Source organism: Pseudomonas nunensis, from assembly GCF_024296925.1.
Lineage (GTDB): Bacteria > Pseudomonadota > Gammaproteobacteria > Pseudomonadales > Pseudomonadaceae > Aquipseudomonas > Aquipseudomonas nunensis.
On sequence record NZ_CP101125.1, the window covers coordinates 871,766 to 889,443 of the forward strand.

Sequence of the window (17,678 nt, forward strand, 5' to 3'; positions counted from 1 at the left end):
AAGCCACTACCAAACTCATGGTTGTTAAACAGCATGAGCTTGGCTTGAAAGTGTGCTTATTCGCTCTTTAGAGTATCAACGTACCAGCGAATGGTCTGGGCCAACCCCACCTCTAGTGAATGCTTGGGCTCCCAGCCAAGGTGTGTCTTTGCGAGGGTACAGTCAAGTACATTGACTGGCACATCGAATGGTCGGGCAGGCAAGTAATTGCGGGCAACATTTTTGTGCGTAATCTTTTCTATCAGATCAATTAGAGTATTGAGCGTCGTTCCGTTGCCGGAGCCGATGTTGAAAGTAATTTGCTCGCCATCATATTCCAGAGCTTTGGAAAATGCGCTTGCGATATCCTGGATATATATATAGTCACGGGTAACGGAGCCATCGCCCCATATATCAATAGCTTTGTCACCCACAGCCCTGCTAACGAACGCCGCAATGGCGCCTTGTGCTGTTTCGATGCGTTGCCGTTCCCCATATGGGTTCGCTACACGCAGAATGACGGGTTTGATGTTGTGTAATTTGCTATAGAGATAGAGGTATTTTTCGATAGCGAGTTTGCTGATCCCATAAGACACTTCCGGATTCGTCGGATGATCTTCTGACAGCGGGCATGAAACGGGTTTTCCATAAACAGTACCACCTGAAGAGATGAATACTATTTTGTCCACTTTCTGCTCAACCATGACGTTGAGCATATTAATGGTGGCAATGACATTAGTCTGAACGTCATAAACAGGATCTTCATTAGAGGATTTTGGCAGCGTGGTTGACACAAGGTGAAGCACGCCGTCGACGCCCTTGATAGCTTCCTCAAGATCATGCTTGCTCTGGAGGTCCCCCGAAATCCATTCAACGGACTCATGGGGCGCAAACGTCCGGTAAGGAGGAACTCGAGGTCGCTCGAAAATACGCAGGCTGTGACCTTCTTTGAGGAGCCTGTCCGCGATGGCCGAGCCAATGAAGCCACCACCACCAAAAATTACATATTTCATGATTTATTCCAATTCTTCATGAGCTGTGGATAAGGCTCGAGTAAACACTTGAAAGCGTGTTGATATACGCATGCATCGGTTCACCGGCTATCCTTCCTGCGCTCTGATTGTGAGCCGGGTCACTAATCAATGCAAGGCGTGACACAAGGCGTTCCGCCAGCTGCTCCGCATTCCCTGGCTCGAACAAGGTTACGTCGTCCGTAGCGCCCAGATACTCGGTTATACCCGTGACGTTGCTGGCAACAACCGGTGTACCGCAAGCCACTGCGTTCAATAACACTAGCGGGGCGTTTTCGCGCCAGGTAGAAGGTATGACCAGTACATCAATGGAATGCAAAATGTTGCCAATTTGTTGATGGGGAAACGTACCCATAAAACGAACGCGAGGGTCCGATTGAATAATTGCATTCAGCTTCTTGACGTATTCAGGGTTTTGATTAGTGTCGCCGTAAATAACGAAGTCGACATTCGCATCAGCAATTGTCTTTATCGCTTGAGCAAAGACATGGCAGCCTTTGTGGTCCACGAGGGTCCCTATAAAACCGATCGCAGGGCGACGACGAACCGAAATCTCTGGCGTTGGCTCAGAGCGATAAATAAGAGGGGGTTGGATCCCATACCTCAAGCGAGTTATTTTTTTTTGCGGAATACCTGAGTTGAGCAGCAGAGATTCAATAAACAAGGTAGGCGGCAATATTCTATCTATTTGGATCAGGCTGTCGTGTATGGATTGTTTACGGTTCGCTAAATCGCGAAGCACTTGCGCGTGTTTTTTAAATCGAGTTGCTGTGAGCCATGACGATGCAAAAATCAGTGCAGAAAATAAAGCGCTGGGTACCACGCTCAAAAGGCGTCGAGTAGGCCCGGTCTTTCTGTTCATGATCACATGCTTCAGGCAATTCCCAGATAGCAGGCTGGGTCCGGAGCATTCCTCTTTACCCCAAGGCTTGACCAGTTGGCAGGCTCTACAAGTTATCCAATAGTCAGTGGGGGTGTAGACAGTGGGGATCTTATAGTCAAAACACGCTTGAAGCGCTGCAGTGGTCAAGTTTTTAAGGTGAAAGAAATGCACCAGATCGGGTTTGAACTCGTCGAGCAAGCGTCTGAACGGAGTAGTGATTGCCGTGTTGCGATACTCGTTCAAAATTGCATCGCTAGAGAAACGTCCGGGCAGGTAGGTTATCTCTAATTGATGTACCTGGAAGCCTTGGTACAGGTAACTTGATGTGCCCGGGGTTTGCCGATCAGTCAGTGCGGCCGTAACGATTTCAACCGTATACCCACATGCTCGCAACGATTGCGCCGTCGATAGCGTAAGTACCTCTGTTCCCGCAGAAAACTGAGGGAAAAATTGATGTACGCACAACAAAATACGCTTGCCGTCGGCAATACACGGCTCACCTGTCATGGTGAGCAGCGGCATCGCGCATTTTGTTTTCTATCTCGGTTTTCTCATCGTCGCGGAGCATGATCCGGTTTCCTTAGTTTGACTGAATACTTGATAAATCAAGAATCACGCGTCGCCCATTGTAATCAGAAACAGGACTTTCCACGCTCATGGGTAGGGAAGGGTCGAGATAAATTGCCAGTCCCAGTTTCTCAGGTTGGCTATTACCTGACTTCCCGCCAAGTGTCGCCACTTCCACCCATTCGTCACCTGCGCGCAGGCTACTGGATTTTGAAAAGTAGGTATCGGACTTGTCAATGATCTCGGAGTTCTTGTCGAGCAGGTGGACAGCGAGTATGTAGCCTTTTGGCAGCGGTTGAAGCAGCTTGAATGCCAGCTCAATATTGCTGCTGCCAGACGTGGCTTTTCGGGATGTCGCCGCAATGAGTCGAACGCTGTCACCAAATTGAGGTGATTTGCTTAACGTGAAGTTCTTGACCAGATAGTTGCACTGTTCGGACTGGCAACCTTGGGGGGCAAACATCGGCGGCAAGGTTTTCAGCATGACTATCAGGCTGACGGCGACCAGCATGTAGCCTATCGCTTTCGCAGGGTAGGCGGATGCAAGGCCCTTTGAGATCGAAGTTTTATTGATGCTTAGTATCAGCTTGCGGCAAGGGTTTTCGATAGCCCTTTGCATCAGGAACGCTGTCCCCAGGGCCAGCAACCAGAATGCGGGGCCTCGGACATACAAGGGGATGTTACTAAAATAGGGTTCGTTCGCCAGATACCATTGGAACAGTGTCATATGAACAAGGTACAGCGAAAAGCTGATCTCGCCCAAAAGCACAAGCAGTGGATTGGACAGCGCTCGGGAAAGGATGCCTTTGCCAAGCGCAAAAGCAACGATCAGCAATGCGAAAAATACGAAACTGCCGGATTTGATCAGGTAATAATTTAATGCGGTACCGATAACGCCGTGCATGCCAAGAAACGTGGTCAGTTTAGGTGTGAGCCACATTGCTCCTATAGCAAGAGCAACTGTAAGGCATTCGACGACAGAGAACAGAGAGGCCGGCTTGCCGTCGGCATTCGCCCGGATCTTTTGGTAAGCGCCGCAAGCGAGAATGCCGGCGAAAAACTCCAACAGCCGAACCAGGGGATTTACATACAATAAACCCATCATGCTGACTTGTGACGAGGCGTCGTCAGCAGGGATGTTCCACGCAATCGAGAATCCCAGGAACAAAGCGACTATGAAGGATATGAATAACAGTTTCGCCTTCCAGCCCGGGATGATGCTAGTGATAAGCAGCGGAAAGGTCAGGTAGAAGAACATCTCTGTTGAAATGCTCCAGGCAACTCCATTAAAAGTCAGGAACACATCTCGTAAAGGAATCAGAGACTGGATCAGGAAGAGATTCGCCAGCGCTGTAAATCCGGCCTGCAGGTGTGACAGGGCGCCAAGATTTAAGCTTGATGTCAGCAGGTAGAGCAAGACAATGGCTGCGATATGCGCGGGCCAGATGCGTGCAATCCGGGCTTTTAGAAAGCCACCTATTTCTGCGGCGGTCGAAAGGCTAGGGTAGTTGTAGGCAAGAATGAAGCCGGAAAGCACAAAGAAAAACGAGACCCCCTGAGCGAGAGAGAGGGTTGTCGCCAAACCGAAGGAGCCGAATGCGCCGTGTGTATGGCCCAGAACAATCATCGCTGCTGCGAAAAAGCGGAGTGATGTCAGTGCGTCAAGTTTTACTGTCGCATGCATGAAAAATGGATCCTGTGCTTTAGTCTATAAAGCGAGTTCGAATTGATGAATGTTTAGCCATCCTTGGCTAAGTTGCTATCAACGGCCTTATAGACTTAACCAGCTGTTTTCATGTACATGGCAAACGTCTCTTTTGCCATGATTTCTGGTGTTCTTTCATACGTCGTGGTTTTGGCCAGTTCGTAAAGCTTTTTCGGATTGGCAACCCAGACGGATAGTTTCCGGTACAGATCCTCTGCGCTGCCTCTGTCGAAAATTTCGCCATTTACGCCGGCTTCTACAAACTCTGTCATCCCGCGTACGTCCGAGACAAGAGCTGGTGTATGAGTGGCCAGTGCATTCAAAAGAACCAGCGGGCTGTTCTCATACCAGCGCGATGGAATGACCAAAGTATCCATGTCCCTAAGAATGTTGGCCATGTCCTTGCTTTCGAATACGCCGCGGAATTCAATTTGAGTACCCGCGCTTTTGGCTTTCAGCTCTTCCATGTAAGCCGGATCCTGATCTGTCGGTCCATAGATCAGCAGGCGCGCAGAGCCCACAGGCAGCCGATTGAACGCATCGATCAGCAGGTCTGTACCTTTATGTGGGGCAATCTGGCCGATGAATCCAATAGTCGGAATGTGATCAGCCGGGCGTTCGGGTTTCTCGGTGCGGTCTACATCAATCCCGAACCACAGAGTCTTCATAGGCACCTTGATATCATTATTGACATAGGCTTCTTTCAGAAACGTGGTGGGTGCGACTGCACCGGAATAGGATCCGTTGTACAAGGCTCCCAAAATATCGGGACGGTCGGCGATGTAATCTATCGTCGTGTCGAAAACACCATTTTTGATTCCTGGCAGTTTTCTTAAAGTTGTCGCCACGCTGGCGATCAGCTTCGCTGATGTGCCATTTTTTGCGTATTTGAGCCAGCCGTCGTTGGCCGTACGAGCTGACTCCTTCAGGTAGCAGGCAACACAATTGCTTCTGGATGGCGAGGGGCCGGCACACAGCGCTCCGTCAGCAGCTTCCAGCTTGTTGGTCAGGCAGAAGCCGAAGAAGTCTGTAAAGGTTGCATACGTCGGGATGCCCAACGCCTTGGTCGCTTCAAGCAAGGCACTGGTATGGTTGATCAAGTGCGTGACATGAACAATATCCGGTTTCAACTCTGCCAATAGGTCGGTTAATACCGGACGCATTTCGGCCTGATAGTATGTTTCTTTGATAGTAGAGTGAGGGATCTTGTTCTTGTCGATGCAGACGACCTCGAACCCCTCGTGCTGATAAGTCGTCACCAACTGTTCAGCAGCCGGTTCGCCTTGAAACAAGGCACTCACGATGACAACTTCATGGCCCCAGGATTTATAGTTCTTGGCCAGTTCCAGCGTGTAGGTTTCGGTCCCGTAAAAGTGGTCCGGGAAAAAACAGTGTACGAAAAATACGATTTTCATTATTTCTTTTCCGCCAAGGTTGCGGCATAGATTTTGTCATAGCTTTTAATCATCGCTTTAATTGAGAAGTGAGCTTGAGCTCTCTCACGATGACGTTGGGCGATAAGGGTTCTGCGGGAGGTATTTTCCAGCAGGTTCACGATGATATCCGACAGGCTATCTGCGTCACCGTAAGGTGCGAGCAGAGATGAATCATCGACGATTTCGCCGATGGCACCGATGTCGTATCCCACGACCGGGACATGCATGTTCATCGCAAACGGACTTACCTGGCCGAAGCTCTCTTTCCAGACGGGAGCTACAAACAGCTTCATGCGGCGATAGAGTTCCGGCAACTGGGAGTAGGCCACATAGCCCGTGAACTCGAAGTTATCGCCGACCCCTGCAGTGTTGACGGCATTCTTGAATTCTTCCATCAGGCTTCCGCCACCGACAATCAGCACGCGGGTCTGCGGTCGCTTTTGTACGGCTTTTATGAACGGAAAGATGGATGCCGCATTGAGTTTGTCCGTTTCGAGGCGGTAAACCATGCCGATAGTGTCTATGTCGGAAAGGTTGGGGCTCTTGGCTTCGAATATAGAAAAATCGGAACCTGGATAAACGGTGACGTTCGGATCAGTATCGTGGCCAAACACGTTGCGCACATAGTCACTGACGTAGACGTAACGCTTGATCGCAGATGATTTATGAGGCGTCACAGGCGTATTGATATTCTGGATGACCGGAATATTCAGCTGCTGCGCTGCAAGCATCGCCTGGTCATACCAAGGTTCGTCGCAATCACCCCAATAATGCATATGGATGATGTCGGGTTGAAGCGATTCAAGGTATTGGACAAATGGCTGCTCGTCCGAAGAAAGCTTGATTTCCTTTACCGTAATCCCTGCATAAGCAGCAGGTGTTGGGGAGAGGCTAGTCAGAATGCTTTGATCGAAACGGCCACCGAGGTATTCATAAATGTCGACTACCAAGCGAGAGGAGCCGCCTGTCATGAAGTTGGCGATAACGTGCAGCACGCGCGGCCTGTTGTTCCGCACGGAAGTGGGCTGTTTTACGATATAGGTGTCCGCGCTGATATTGGCATCTGTGTTGGCTTCCAAAAGAACCGGCGTTCCCCTGTAAATACGCTTCAGATTATTGACTGTCGGCGCCAAAAAGCGTCGTACAGGCAATGGAGTTATCAGCGATCCGGCTAAATAGACCAGCCGAAGGCATTTTTTCAGATCCGTGGGTTGTGTCGCAAAGGCCTGGCTCAAACGATGAAGTCTGCTTCTACTGAAATGCTCAAGCTTCTGTTCTTTTTGAGAGTGCTCGGAGTTTAAATGATTTATCAGCAAATCCTTCTGAGCAAACTCTGTGTTTAATTTATCGATGGCCGAGTCTTTCTGGGAATGCTCGGCGTTCAAATAATCGATAGTCGAGTCTTTCTGAGCGATTTCGGAGTTTAAATATTCGATAGCCGAATCTTTTTGAGCGAGCTCGGAATTCAATTGGTCGAGTGCCAAATCTTTTTGAGCGAGTTCTGAGTTCAAATATTCGATAGTCGAATCTTTTTGAGCGAGTTCGGAATTCAATTGGTCGAATGCCAAATCTTTTTGAGCCAGGTCTGAGTTGAATTTTTCGAGTGCCGAGTCTTTTTGATTCAGCTTGGAGTTCAATTGATAGAATGCCGTATCTTTTTGAGCGAGTTCGGAATTCAACTGATTGATGGTCGAGTATTTTTGCGAAAGTTCATAGTTGAAACGATCGATGGTTGACTCTTTGTTAGCCAGTTCGGAGTTCAACTCATTAATGGTCGAATATTTTTGTGAAAGTTCGTTGTTAAAACGATCGATGGCCGACTCTTTGTTAGCCAGTTCGGAGTTCAGCTCATTGATGGCGGAGTATTTTTGCGCCAGCTCAGAGTTGAAACGATCAATAACAGTGTCTTTTTGCCCCAAAATTTCGGTGAGCGATATTTCCTGATTCTGAAGTTGCTGGGTGGCGGACGCTACTTCGTTGAGTATTTTTCCCTTTTCCAGAACCAATTCATTGATTGCGATATCTTTCTGCACAATCACTCCATTGAGGCGTTTTGTTTCCGCGACAATGGTCGTGATCGTAGAAAGCTGCGAGCTGCGGTCGCGCAGGTGTTGATGCCACCATTGAGGTGTACGATCTTTTTCGTTCGAAATGTATCGCAGTGAATAGGCACACGACGAAGCCAGTTCCACGATGGCGCCGAGTTCGGATACGCCGAAATCGGTCGGTTTATCGAGTGAGCCTATCGACGCGCGCCAATCTTCGCCCATTGCTTTTTCTGCGCTGATGACACCTTCACGCCAGTACTCTACCGCTTGGGTGGTATTGCCCAGACCGGACTCGATCAGCCCAAGATTCAGGTAGGCGCTTATTTGCTTGGTGATCAGCGTAGGGCTGAACTTTGTGCAGTCAAAAGCGATGCAGGTTTTATAGAGGGGGATTGCCCGGGATGTATCACCGGTCGCCTGCCACAGTTGCGCCATGACAAATGCCAGGGACACCTTCCAACGCAGCTGTTGTGGCGACTGATCGGGTTCATCCAGATAAGCCTGGATTTTCAGCGAAAAAGCTTCAATGTCCTCAAGCGTAAACTCGCCGTGTTTGAGGAGTTGATATGCCTGGATGCAAAGTGCTGCACCCAAGTCAGGCGATGCCAAAGAGGATTGACGTGTTACTTGATTTGCAAGATCCAGCAACTTCTCGTCGTTTTCTATTCGATGTCCGATGGTCACCAGACCTTTGACAAGCCACGGGTTCTCATAATCCGTGAAGTCAGTTGCCTTCCACTCGGTGTTCTCCGGGTAGAGGTCATAGGTGGTTTCGGTGTATGGCACGGAACTGCCGAGCACAGGGGATTTCATCCCCACCAGCAGGCACCACTCACAGGAAGGGTCATCTTTTTGCAGTGTCGCGGTGTCAACTTCGTACATCTCGCGGATGCCAACAGCCCACTCGTAAGTGTTGTTGATTTTTGGCTTGTACTGATCTGCGGTCTGGACGTAAGCGGACTCGAGAATAAAGTCTTTCTCGAGCTCCTTAACAATGCGGTCCCAAGTGTAGACGTGAAAGTGGAACGGATTCGGGTCGTCGCCGGTTTCGTCGGACCAGTCATTGGGCACGGAAAGTACGATCCGGCCTGACGGACTTAGTATCCGATAGAATTCAGCCATCAGACCAACAGGATCAGGCACATGCTCCAGGGTCTCGAAAGAAGTAATGAAATCAATCGAGTTGTCCGGAATTTCGTTGAGCGCCTCTGGCAGCCAGCCTTCCTTGAACGTCAGTTGTGAGTTGACCGCCGAAAAACTCGCTTCAGCATATTTGATGGCGTAGTTGCTTCCATCAACACCTAGAATCGAGCTGGCATCAGAGCAGTTGAAAAGGGTGTAGGCCCCGTAGCCCAGGCCACAGGCTGCATCGAGCACCCGATCGCCGTTACGTACATAACGGCTCGCCAACATATAGCGAATGATATGTGCGTCTGATCGGCTCCCGGGCTCCCGGGTCATGTCCATATGCAAATCGCGTTCTTCTTTCAGTGCTTCCAGCGGGTAAAGACGCGCTGCTTCTCTGGGTAGCTTTTCCAGAGGGATTGCAATATTGCCCTGTTCGTACTCAAGCGACTGGTAGTCGTTAACGCGGTAGTAGGCTGGATGCTTGCGCGCGCCATTATTGAAAAAGATCAATTCCCAGGCTTTGCGAGCTTCTTTGGTGCTCGATTCGGACGAGGTATCCAGGTACAGGAAAATATTACGTTCCGAAACCCGGGTAGTCTCCAGCGCCAGGTGCTCGAGCGAGAGCCCCAGATCGATGGCATTGCTCACCAGGACTGTAGAGAAGCTTTCATCGCTGAACGGCAAGGCCTCGCCGTCCCATTCGACAAAGCGATCAGGCAGCAATGTGTTCAATTCTTGCGTAGCGGCGCCAGGGCAGACGTTGTAAACCTGTACGCCGACCATCAGGAATGCGCGCAACAATTCTGGATCGGGTACGCCAATATGCAGCAACTTGCCGTTGCCACACGCAGAGAGTACCTGCGCAACCAACTGGCTGCGCTCACCTGTGGTCAGTGCTCGCGGTGTCCTGCCTGCTTCGGAAGCCGAGCGAATGGTTGTGTTCGAGATTGTCATTGGCTCAGCCCTTTATTTCAGTTGCTTTCATGCGAAGGTCAAGTACCCCTCCGAAATGGTACTCGCGCGGTTTGGTCGCCACAGTGAAGAATGCCGCCTCGTCTCTCCAGTGGAGAATGCGCTGTTCTGCGTAATAAGGTTTGCCTTCCTGGGAGACCGCAGCCTGTATTTCATACAGATTGGCGCCCAGGCTGCATTCAAACTGAAAATCAACGGAAGACACTGTTCCTGACTTGAATGTCTTGTTCCAGAACGATTCACCGGTGGTCAGGTTGGCAGCAATCGCCATGTCTTGGTTCAGTGTGCCCCAAGAGTAAATCTTCACGCCTTCCTTGTTGCGCAGTCGCAAACTGACATTGAGATGCTCAAGGTCAACATTGGCGCGGAAAGCAACGCGAATGATCGCAATATCCGTTGCGTAGAAAACCTGGGTTTCTTCGCCTTCGGCGTTCAATACCTGAACGTCCAGGACCTCGGCATCCTGATTCCCAAAGGAAAACCTGTCAGCGGCTTTTTCATCGACCTTGGTCGCCACTGCTTCTTCTTTTTGATGCTGGGCGGCTTTTTCCGACAGGTTTTTTGTCAGTTGCTGCAAATAAAGACTTTCTTGTTCGTGCAGGTTTCTGCGGTAGTCGAGAATTACATCTGCCGAGGTGCCAATACTGTGAATTTTTCCGTTCGAAAGAAAAATCGCACGTTGTGTCAGTGTTCGCACTGACTCTTCGTCGTGTGATACGAACAGAAGGGTTGTGCCATTGCTCGTCAGCTTCTCGATACGCTCATAGCAACGCTTTTGAAACAGCGCGTCGCCCACTGCCAGTGCTTCGTCGACGATAAGGATCTCCGGTTTCAGGTTGGCCTGAACGGAGAACGCCAATCGCACAAACATACCACTCGAATAGGTTTTCACTGGCTGGTCGACGAACTCGCCAATGTCGGCAAACGACAGAATGTCATCCATCAACTCATCGGTTTTGCTGCGGCTTATGCCGTGAATCGCGCAGTTGAGGTAAACGTTTTCGCGTCCGCTGAACTCGGGATTGAAGCCCGAGCCGAGTTCCAGCAATGCGGCGATGCGGCCATCAACATTGACGGTGCCGGACGTGGGCGTCAGGGTGCCGCAGATAATCTGCAGAAGGGTCGATTTGCCTGAGCCGTTCTTGCCGATGATGCCCACGGACTCGCCCCGTGCGACTTCAAAGTTGATGTCTTTGAGTGCCCAGAACTCCTGGTGGAGCTTTTTCGAAGGCAGCACCATCTGGAGTAAGCGGTCATGCGCTTTCTCATACATGTTGAAACGCTTTGAGAGGCCATTGACGTGAATGGCAACATCGTTAGAGGACATCAGCAAAGCCTGCGCGAGTTTTTTGAAAGAATGCAAAGCCCAGACAGCAAATTACGATGCCGACGGCATAGCTGATGCCCAGAGTGTGAAGGTCAGGAGTTTGGCCAAACAACATTGTTGCTCGTCCATTTTCAATGATGGCGGTGAGTGGGTTTATGTAGAGCCATCCCTGATACTCCTCCGGCAGCGCGCTGATCGGATAAAAAACCGGCGACAGGAACAGCAGCGCTGTCGTCACCATTCCCGTGATCTGACCAATGTCTCGGATGTAGGCACCCAATGAAGCGAGAAGCCAGGATAGGCCGATCACCATCAAAACCAGTGGCAGCAGGACAACCGGGAAGTATAGCGCCGTTAAGGGAACTGCCTTATAGAACACCAATTGCGCAGCGATCAGGACTGACAGGCTGACACACAAGTGGAACAACGCATTCAACACTGAAGTAGGGGCGAGCGTTTCAATCGGGAAAACGACTTTTTTTACATAGTTGACGTTGCTTGTGATCAGTTTGGGAGCCGAGTTTATGCACTCGGCGCAAAAAGCATGAATGATCAATCCGGTAAAAAGAATAAGCGCGAAGTCTACCTTCGAGCCGACGGCTGTGCTTGCACCCCAGCGCGCTTGAAATACGGTAGAGAAGACAAAGGTATAAATGGCCAGCAGCAATAAAGGGTTTATGAACGACCAGGCGACGCCCATGACCGAGCCCCGATAACGAGAAGAGATTTCCCGTTTCGTCAGTTGCAGAATCAGTTGTCGATTCTTGATCGCACTAATCAACATTCTTAAAGGAGAGGTTGGAAACGAGTCATGCATGTTCAAGGAAATAGCTCCATTCGCGTCAGATCCGGAAGAAAAAGCTTCCCGCAGCCGGCGCAAGACAATTCAATCGATTTTAATAGCTGGAGTGAACAGGCGTTCATTCGTCAGATGCCCTTCATGATGGCGGCAAAAAACAGACCGATATTGCCTGGTGTGGTTTGTCTATAAACACCTGCTCGATGGAGTCCCAGAAGTCGCCCGACAAGGTTGCTCTTCCTGGCGAATTTGAAGCTTTCGAGGGTTCGTTGGTTCTCTGGAGTCAGTAAATTGCCTACGGACGACAGGCAATGGAGGTTCTGTTCGTTCCAGGCAGAGAATCGCCCTTTAAGCATCATGCGAAGTCGCAGTAATCGTGCCTTCCAGCCTGAGTTGGAGCCCACCAGGTTGTCTTCATGCTGCCGGTACAGGACAGAGGGCATGGGGTCGTACGAGACCTTTCCACCTGCACCGGTTATTAGCAGATAGGCCCACCAGTCATGGGAGACGATGTCCATATTCTCGCCCGCATTCGCCATTAACTGGCGAGCAGCCTCGTTGAAGACCATCGTATTTCCCCCGGCCAGGCTCTGAACCAGAGCGTTGGCGAATGCGGGAGGGCGCTTGAACAGTGGCGAACATTCCAGCGGGTGCCCGTGAGTGTCCACTCCCTGAGTTCTTCCGCAGTAGAGCGCAGGAGTTTCGGAAGGTATTGTTTGCAGCCAGCTCACAGCGGTTTCAAGTTTGTTTTCGAGCCAGATGTCATCCTGGTCGGCCCACGCAAAAAAGTCGGCATGTAGGGACTGCTTGCACGCGAGAGTGAGGAAGTTGGTCGCGAATCCGCGCTTTGGACCTTGAAATGCGATGATTTTTTCGTGCCCCCAACGTTCGCGAAACGATTCGATTATTTCGAGAGTGTTGTCGGTCGATCCGTCATCCGAGACGGCGACTACCCAGCTTTCATGCGATTGGCGTTCAATCGATTCCAGCTGCTCAGCCAGAAATCGCTGGCCATTGTACGTGCACATGAGCACCGCGACATTTTTTGGCGATGGACGAGGATCGATGGCTGCTAGCCCTGTGAGGCTGTTTGGTTTGGTATCCACTTGAAAATCTGGTGTAAAAGGGCTAGGCACCAAGCACTCCGTTGCAGAGAAATGACCGAACGGTTCACTGGTTCCTATCAGCAGCACGCAGCGGGTTACCGCTTGCCGTTAAATAGGGTTGTATGACCCAAGTCAAAAGGGGCATTGTACCGAAAATCCCCGTCTATTTGATAGAGGGAAAGGGCCGGAGCGTGGCGGGTTGACTGGTGTGTGCGGTTTTGGGTGTTTGGCGTCGCTTTCAGGCATGCTTGTTGTTGGTGTGCGGATATCCCGCCGCCAGGAACTGCGGTGTAACGGTACGAATCCGGTTCGGCCGTATCATTACAAGAGAATTCGGTTTTACGTGTTTTTTCGAGGCGTGGTCAAAAACTTGATGTGTTTTTTCTACATGATTAGCAGGATCTCGTTCTCGTGTTATGGAGGTCGGCAAGTATTGTTACGGTTACCTTTGGTCACGAAAATCCGCGACGTTGTGAGACGCTTTGATTTTGCTTTTGTAGAGCACAATAAATGAGTGCTGAAAGTATTCTTGTTACTGGCGGTTCGGGATTTGTGGGAGGAGGGCTGCTGCGTTATCTGGCCCGGACAGGTCAGTACTCTTCAGTCGCCGCTCTGAGGAGTAAGCCAGCTGACCTGCCGCCGTCGGTTCGAACGTTTGAGTTCAAAAGCCTGACACCTGATCTCAACTGGCGTGCGGCTCTGATCGATATTGATGTCGTGGTTCACGCTGCTGCTCGAGTGCATGTCATGAACGAGGAGTCGGCCGACCCGTTGGCCGCTTTTCGTCTTGTGAATGTTGAGGCCACGTTGAACCTGGCTCGACAAGCTGCAGACGCCGGCGTGAAGCGTTTCATTTTTATCAGTTCGATCAAGGTGAACGGCGAAGGGACTGCCCCGGGTGTGGCATTTACAGCTGATGATTTACCGGCACCTGCAGACCCGTATGGTGTTTCCAAGTTTGAGGCCGAGGCAGCCTTGCGTGCGCTGGCGGAGTCGGTGTCGATGGAGGTTGTGATTATCCGCCCGGTTCTTGTATACGGTCCGGGCGTAAAAGCTAACTTTCTCAGCATGATCCGCTGGCTTCAACGAAGTATCCCGTTGCCGCTGGGGGCCGTCGATAACAAGCGTAGTCTGGTCAGTCTGGATAACCTGATTGACCTTGTCGTGACGTGCTTTGATCACCCCGAAGCGGCAAATCAGACGTTTCTGGTCAGTGATGGCGAAGATGTTTCAACGACTCAATTGTTGTGTAAAATCGGCCGCGCTCTGGGGCAGCGTGTCTTCTTGATCCCAGTGCCTGTAGGGTTGATGAGTTTCGTTGCAAGGCTGGTGGGTAAGGGCGCTATTGCACAACGACTCTTCGGTTCTCTGCAGGTTGATATAGAAAAGAACAAACGCCTCTTGGGATGGACGCCTCCTGTCACTCTTGATCGGGGATTAAGTGCTGCTGTGCAGCCATTTTTGGAATCCCGCAAACGATGATCTTATGTTGGCTCATTTTGGCATTGGCCGGTCTTTCCTATGCTCTTACTGCGATATTGCGTCGCTACGCTCTGTCTCGAAGTCTGCTCGATATTCCCAATAATCGCAGTTCTCATTCGGTTCCGACGCCAAGAGGTGGTGGAGTTGCGATCGTACTGACCTTTCTCCTGGCTCTGGCAGTGCTGTTCTCCGAGGGCCTTATTCCCGCGAGCATTTTTTTCGCGCTGGCAGGTGCGGGTGCTCTGACTGCAATTATCGGTTTCCTGGATGATCATGGGCATATAGCCGCGCGTTGGCGATTATTGGCACATTTTCTGGCGGCGATCTGGGGGGTTTACTGGTTGGGTGGGCTGCCCGCGTTGAGTGTCTATGGCGTTAGTATCAACCTGGGCTGGTTTGGCCATCTGCTTGCGGTGATTTATCTGGTATGGATGCTCAATCTTTATAATTTCATGGATGGTATAGATGGTATCGCCGGTGTTGAGGCGGTAACGATTTGCCTTGGCGGTTGTCTTCTGTATTGGGCAGGCCATTCGGCGGATCAGGCTTGGCCTGCGGTTCTCCTGGCCGCGTGTGTCGCAGGGTTTCTCTGTTGGAACTTCCCCCCGGCTAAAATCTTCATGGGGGATGCCGGGAGTGGTTTTCTCGGTGTTGTGATTGGCGTTTTATCACTACAGGCGGGATGGATTTCTCCTGATATTTTATGGGGTTGGCTGATACTCCTGGGTGTTTTTATCGTTGATGCCACTTTTACGTTGCTACGCCGTTTGTTGCGCGGCGACAAGATTTACGAGGCGCACCGCAGCCATGCCTATCAATTTGCATCGCGTCGGTTCGGCAAGCACCTGCCGGTCACGCTGGCGGTAGGCCTGATTAACCTGTTTTGGTTACTGCCGGTGGCGTTTTGCATGGTGTATTACAAGCTGGATGGTGCGACGGCTTTGGTCATCGCTTATGTACCGTTGGTTCTATTAGCGCTGAAGTACCGGGCAGGGCAGCTTGAAGGTGTCTCGTCAAATAACTGACGAGTAGCCTTGTCGTTTGGGTTTACAGTGCTATTCCTGTATCGGAACGCTTGACCGATCGACGTAGCGGGATCAAGGGAGAGCACTGAGGTGGTGGACGGATTTATGGATAAAGTCAGGGCGTATCTGTTGGGACTTCCCCGGCGGCGCAAAAGGTTGATTCAAGTTGCGACCGACACGGTGTTGGTGTGGCTTGCCCTTTGGTTGGCTTTCATCGTCCGTCTGGGCATCGATGACATGTACAACCCGCTGCGGGTCCACTTGTGGCTTTTCGCTGCTGCTCCGCTGGTCGCCATCCCTCTTTTTATCCGCTTTGGCATGTACCGTGCGGTCATGCGCTACTTCGGTAACGATGCGCTGATTGCGATTATCAAGGCCGTGAGCCTTTCTGCCTTGATATTGGCCGTGGTGGTCTACTGGTACAGCAACCATGAGGCGGTTGTTCCGCGGTCGATCATATTCAACTATTGGTGGTTGAGCCTGGTGATCATTGGTGGCTTGCGCCTGTGCATGCGCCAGTACTTCATGGGTGACTGGTTTACGGCTGCCAAGCACGTCCCCTTCACCAATCGTGACGACGGCTTGACCAAGGTTGCGATCTACGGTGCCGGAGTGGCCGGTAACCAGCTTGTCGCTGCACTACGCATGGGACGGGTCATGCGTCCCGTGGCATTTATCGACGATGATGCAAATATTGCGGATCGCTCTATTTCCGGCCTGCAAGTCTATAAACCGAAACATATCCAGCAGATGATCGATGTCACCGGTGCCCAGGAAATCCTCCTGGCCTTGCCGTCATCGACCCGTGCACGGCGCCGGGAAATCCTCAATATGCTCGAGGGTTACCCACTCCACATACGAAGCGTCCCCAATGTCACCGACCTGGCCAGCGGTCGGGTAAAGGTCGAAGACATCCAGGAAGTGGATATCGCGGACTTGCTGGGCCGCGACGCGGTTCCTGCGCAGCCGGATTTGCTTTCGCGTTGTATCAAAGGCAAGACGGTGATGGTAACGGGGGCGGGCGGGTCAATCGGTGCAGAGCTTTGCCGCCAGATATTCTCGCTGGGCCCGACCACGCTTCTGCTGTTCGAACATAGCGAATTCAATCTCTACAGCATTCTTTCCGAGCTGGAACAGCGCGGCTGCCGCGAGTCCGTGCCGGTGAAGTTGCTGCCGATCCTCGGCTCCATCCGCCACAAGGACAAGTTGCTGGACGTGATGAAGACCTGGCGCGTAGACACCGTCTACCACGCGGCAGCCTATAAACACGTACCCATGGTCGAACACAATATTGCCGAAGGAGTGCTCAACAACGTTATAGGCACTCTGAATACTGCCCAGGCTGCCTTGCAGTCCGGTGTTTCCAATTTCGTGTTGATTTCCACTGACAAAGCCGTCCGTCCTACCAATGTCATGGGCAGCACCAAACGCCTGGCCGAATTGACGCTGCAAGCCCTTAGCCGCGAAATTGCCCCGGTATTGTTTGGCGACAAAGGCAACGTGTCCCGTGTCAACAAAACCCGTTTCACCATGGTGCGCTTTGGCAATGTATTGGGGTCTTCTGGTTCGGTGATCCCGCTGTTCCACAGCCAGATCAAATCAGGCGGCCCGCTGACCGTTACGCACCCGAAAATCACTCGTTACTTCATGACCATCCCGGAAGCTGCACAATTGGTAATCCAGGCCGGTTCCATGGGGCTGGGCGGTGATGTGTTCGTGCTCGATATGGGCGAGCCGGTAAAAATCGTCGAACTGGCGGAGAAGATGATTCACCTATCCGGCTTGAGTATTCGTTCGGAGAAAAACCCTCAAGGCGATATCTCCATCGAATTCACCGGCCTGCGTCCGGGCGAAAAACTCTACGAAGAATTGCTGATTGGCGACAACGTGGTGGCGACGCCTCATCCAATGATCATGAGCGCTCACGAAGACCATCTGCCGTGGGATGTGCTCAAGGTCCGTTTGACGGAGCTGCTCAACGCTGTCGAGCAGGATGACTACTCCCGAGTTCGCCTGCTCCTGCGTGGGACCGTCAGTGGCTACACTCCGGACGGCGAAATCGTCGACTGGATCTACCAGCAGCGCCGTCTCGAACCCTGATTGTTTCATATTTTGAAACGTACACACTTTTGACAGCTCCATTACATCGCCTAAGTTGGTAGAGCAGCTTCGGAAAAGCTGCTTTCTCAA

The 17,678-nt window shown here is 51.3% G+C and carries 11 protein-coding genes; 3 read left to right on the top strand and 8 right to left on the bottom strand.

The annotated features are described in order from the left end of the window. Window positions 1-56: 56 nt before the first annotated feature. From NK667_RS04020 to NK667_RS04055, 8 genes are all read right to left on the bottom strand, one after another. On the bottom strand, window positions 57-992 hold the full coding sequence (locus tag NK667_RS04020) for an NAD-dependent epimerase/dehydratase family protein (protein WP_054051932.1): 936 nt from the start codon (window positions 990-992) through the stop codon (window positions 57-59). A 16-nt stretch (window positions 993-1,008) separates the two neighbouring features. Then, window positions 1,009-2,415 carry a glycosyltransferase gene (locus NK667_RS04025; protein ID WP_054613905.1) on the bottom strand — a complete coding sequence of 469 codons (1,407 nt, stop codon included), beginning with the start codon at window positions 2,413-2,415 and terminating at the stop codon, window positions 1,009-1,011. A gap of 58 nt (window positions 2,416-2,473) precedes the next feature. After that, window positions 2,474-4,144, bottom strand: a complete 1,671-nt coding sequence (locus tag NK667_RS04030; protein ID WP_063869661.1) for an acyltransferase family protein — start codon at window positions 4,142-4,144, stop codon at window positions 2,474-2,476. Between the two features lie 95 nt (window positions 4,145-4,239). Continuing rightward, window positions 4,240-5,580 carry a glycosyltransferase family 4 protein gene (locus tag NK667_RS04035; RefSeq protein ID WP_054613906.1) on the bottom strand — a complete coding sequence of 447 codons (1,341 nt, stop codon included), beginning with the start codon at window positions 5,578-5,580 and terminating at the stop codon, window positions 4,240-4,242. Next, a complete protein-coding gene (locus NK667_RS04040; RefSeq protein ID WP_054613907.1) occupies window positions 5,580-9,731 on the bottom strand; it encodes a glycosyltransferase in 4,152 nt (1,383 codons plus the stop codon). The genes NK667_RS04035 and NK667_RS04040 overlap by 1 nt, the downstream gene beginning before the upstream one ends. Before the next feature lie 4 nt (window positions 9,732-9,735). Then, window positions 9,736-11,076: an ABC transporter ATP-binding protein gene (locus tag NK667_RS04045; RefSeq protein ID WP_054613908.1), complete on the bottom strand. Its 1,341-nt coding sequence runs from the start codon at window positions 11,074-11,076 to the stop codon at window positions 9,736-9,738. Then, window positions 11,066-11,899: an ABC transporter permease gene (locus tag NK667_RS04050; protein ID WP_054051942.1), complete on the bottom strand. Its 834-nt coding sequence runs from the start codon at window positions 11,897-11,899 to the stop codon at window positions 11,066-11,068. Before NK667_RS04050 ends, NK667_RS04045 begins: the two co-directional genes overlap by 11 nt. Window positions 11,900-12,003: 104 nt before the next feature. Further along, a complete protein-coding gene (locus tag NK667_RS04055) occupies window positions 12,004-12,981 on the bottom strand; it encodes a glycosyltransferase family 2 protein (protein WP_254744553.1) in 978 nt (325 codons plus the stop codon). 510 nt (window positions 12,982-13,491) lie between these two features. Between NK667_RS04055 and NK667_RS04060 the strand changes: the two genes are divergently transcribed. From NK667_RS04060 to NK667_RS04070, 3 genes are all read left to right on the top strand, one after another. Further along, the gene (locus NK667_RS04060) at window positions 13,492-14,463 is read left to right on the top strand and encodes an NAD-dependent epimerase/dehydratase family protein (protein ID WP_054613910.1); all 972 of its coding nucleotides are present in this window, start codon (window positions 13,492-13,494) and stop codon (window positions 14,461-14,463) included. After that, window positions 14,460-15,488 carry an MraY family glycosyltransferase gene (locus NK667_RS04065; protein WP_054613911.1) on the top strand — a complete coding sequence of 343 codons (1,029 nt, stop codon included), beginning with the start codon at window positions 14,460-14,462 and terminating at the stop codon, window positions 15,486-15,488. Before NK667_RS04060 ends, NK667_RS04065 begins: the two co-directional genes overlap by 4 nt. A 105-nt stretch (window positions 15,489-15,593) precedes the next feature. Next, window positions 15,594-17,588, top strand: coding sequence for a polysaccharide biosynthesis protein (locus NK667_RS04070; protein WP_054051950.1), 1,995 nt, complete (start codon window positions 15,594-15,596; stop codon window positions 17,586-17,588). Window positions 17,589-17,678 lie beyond the last annotated feature (90 nt).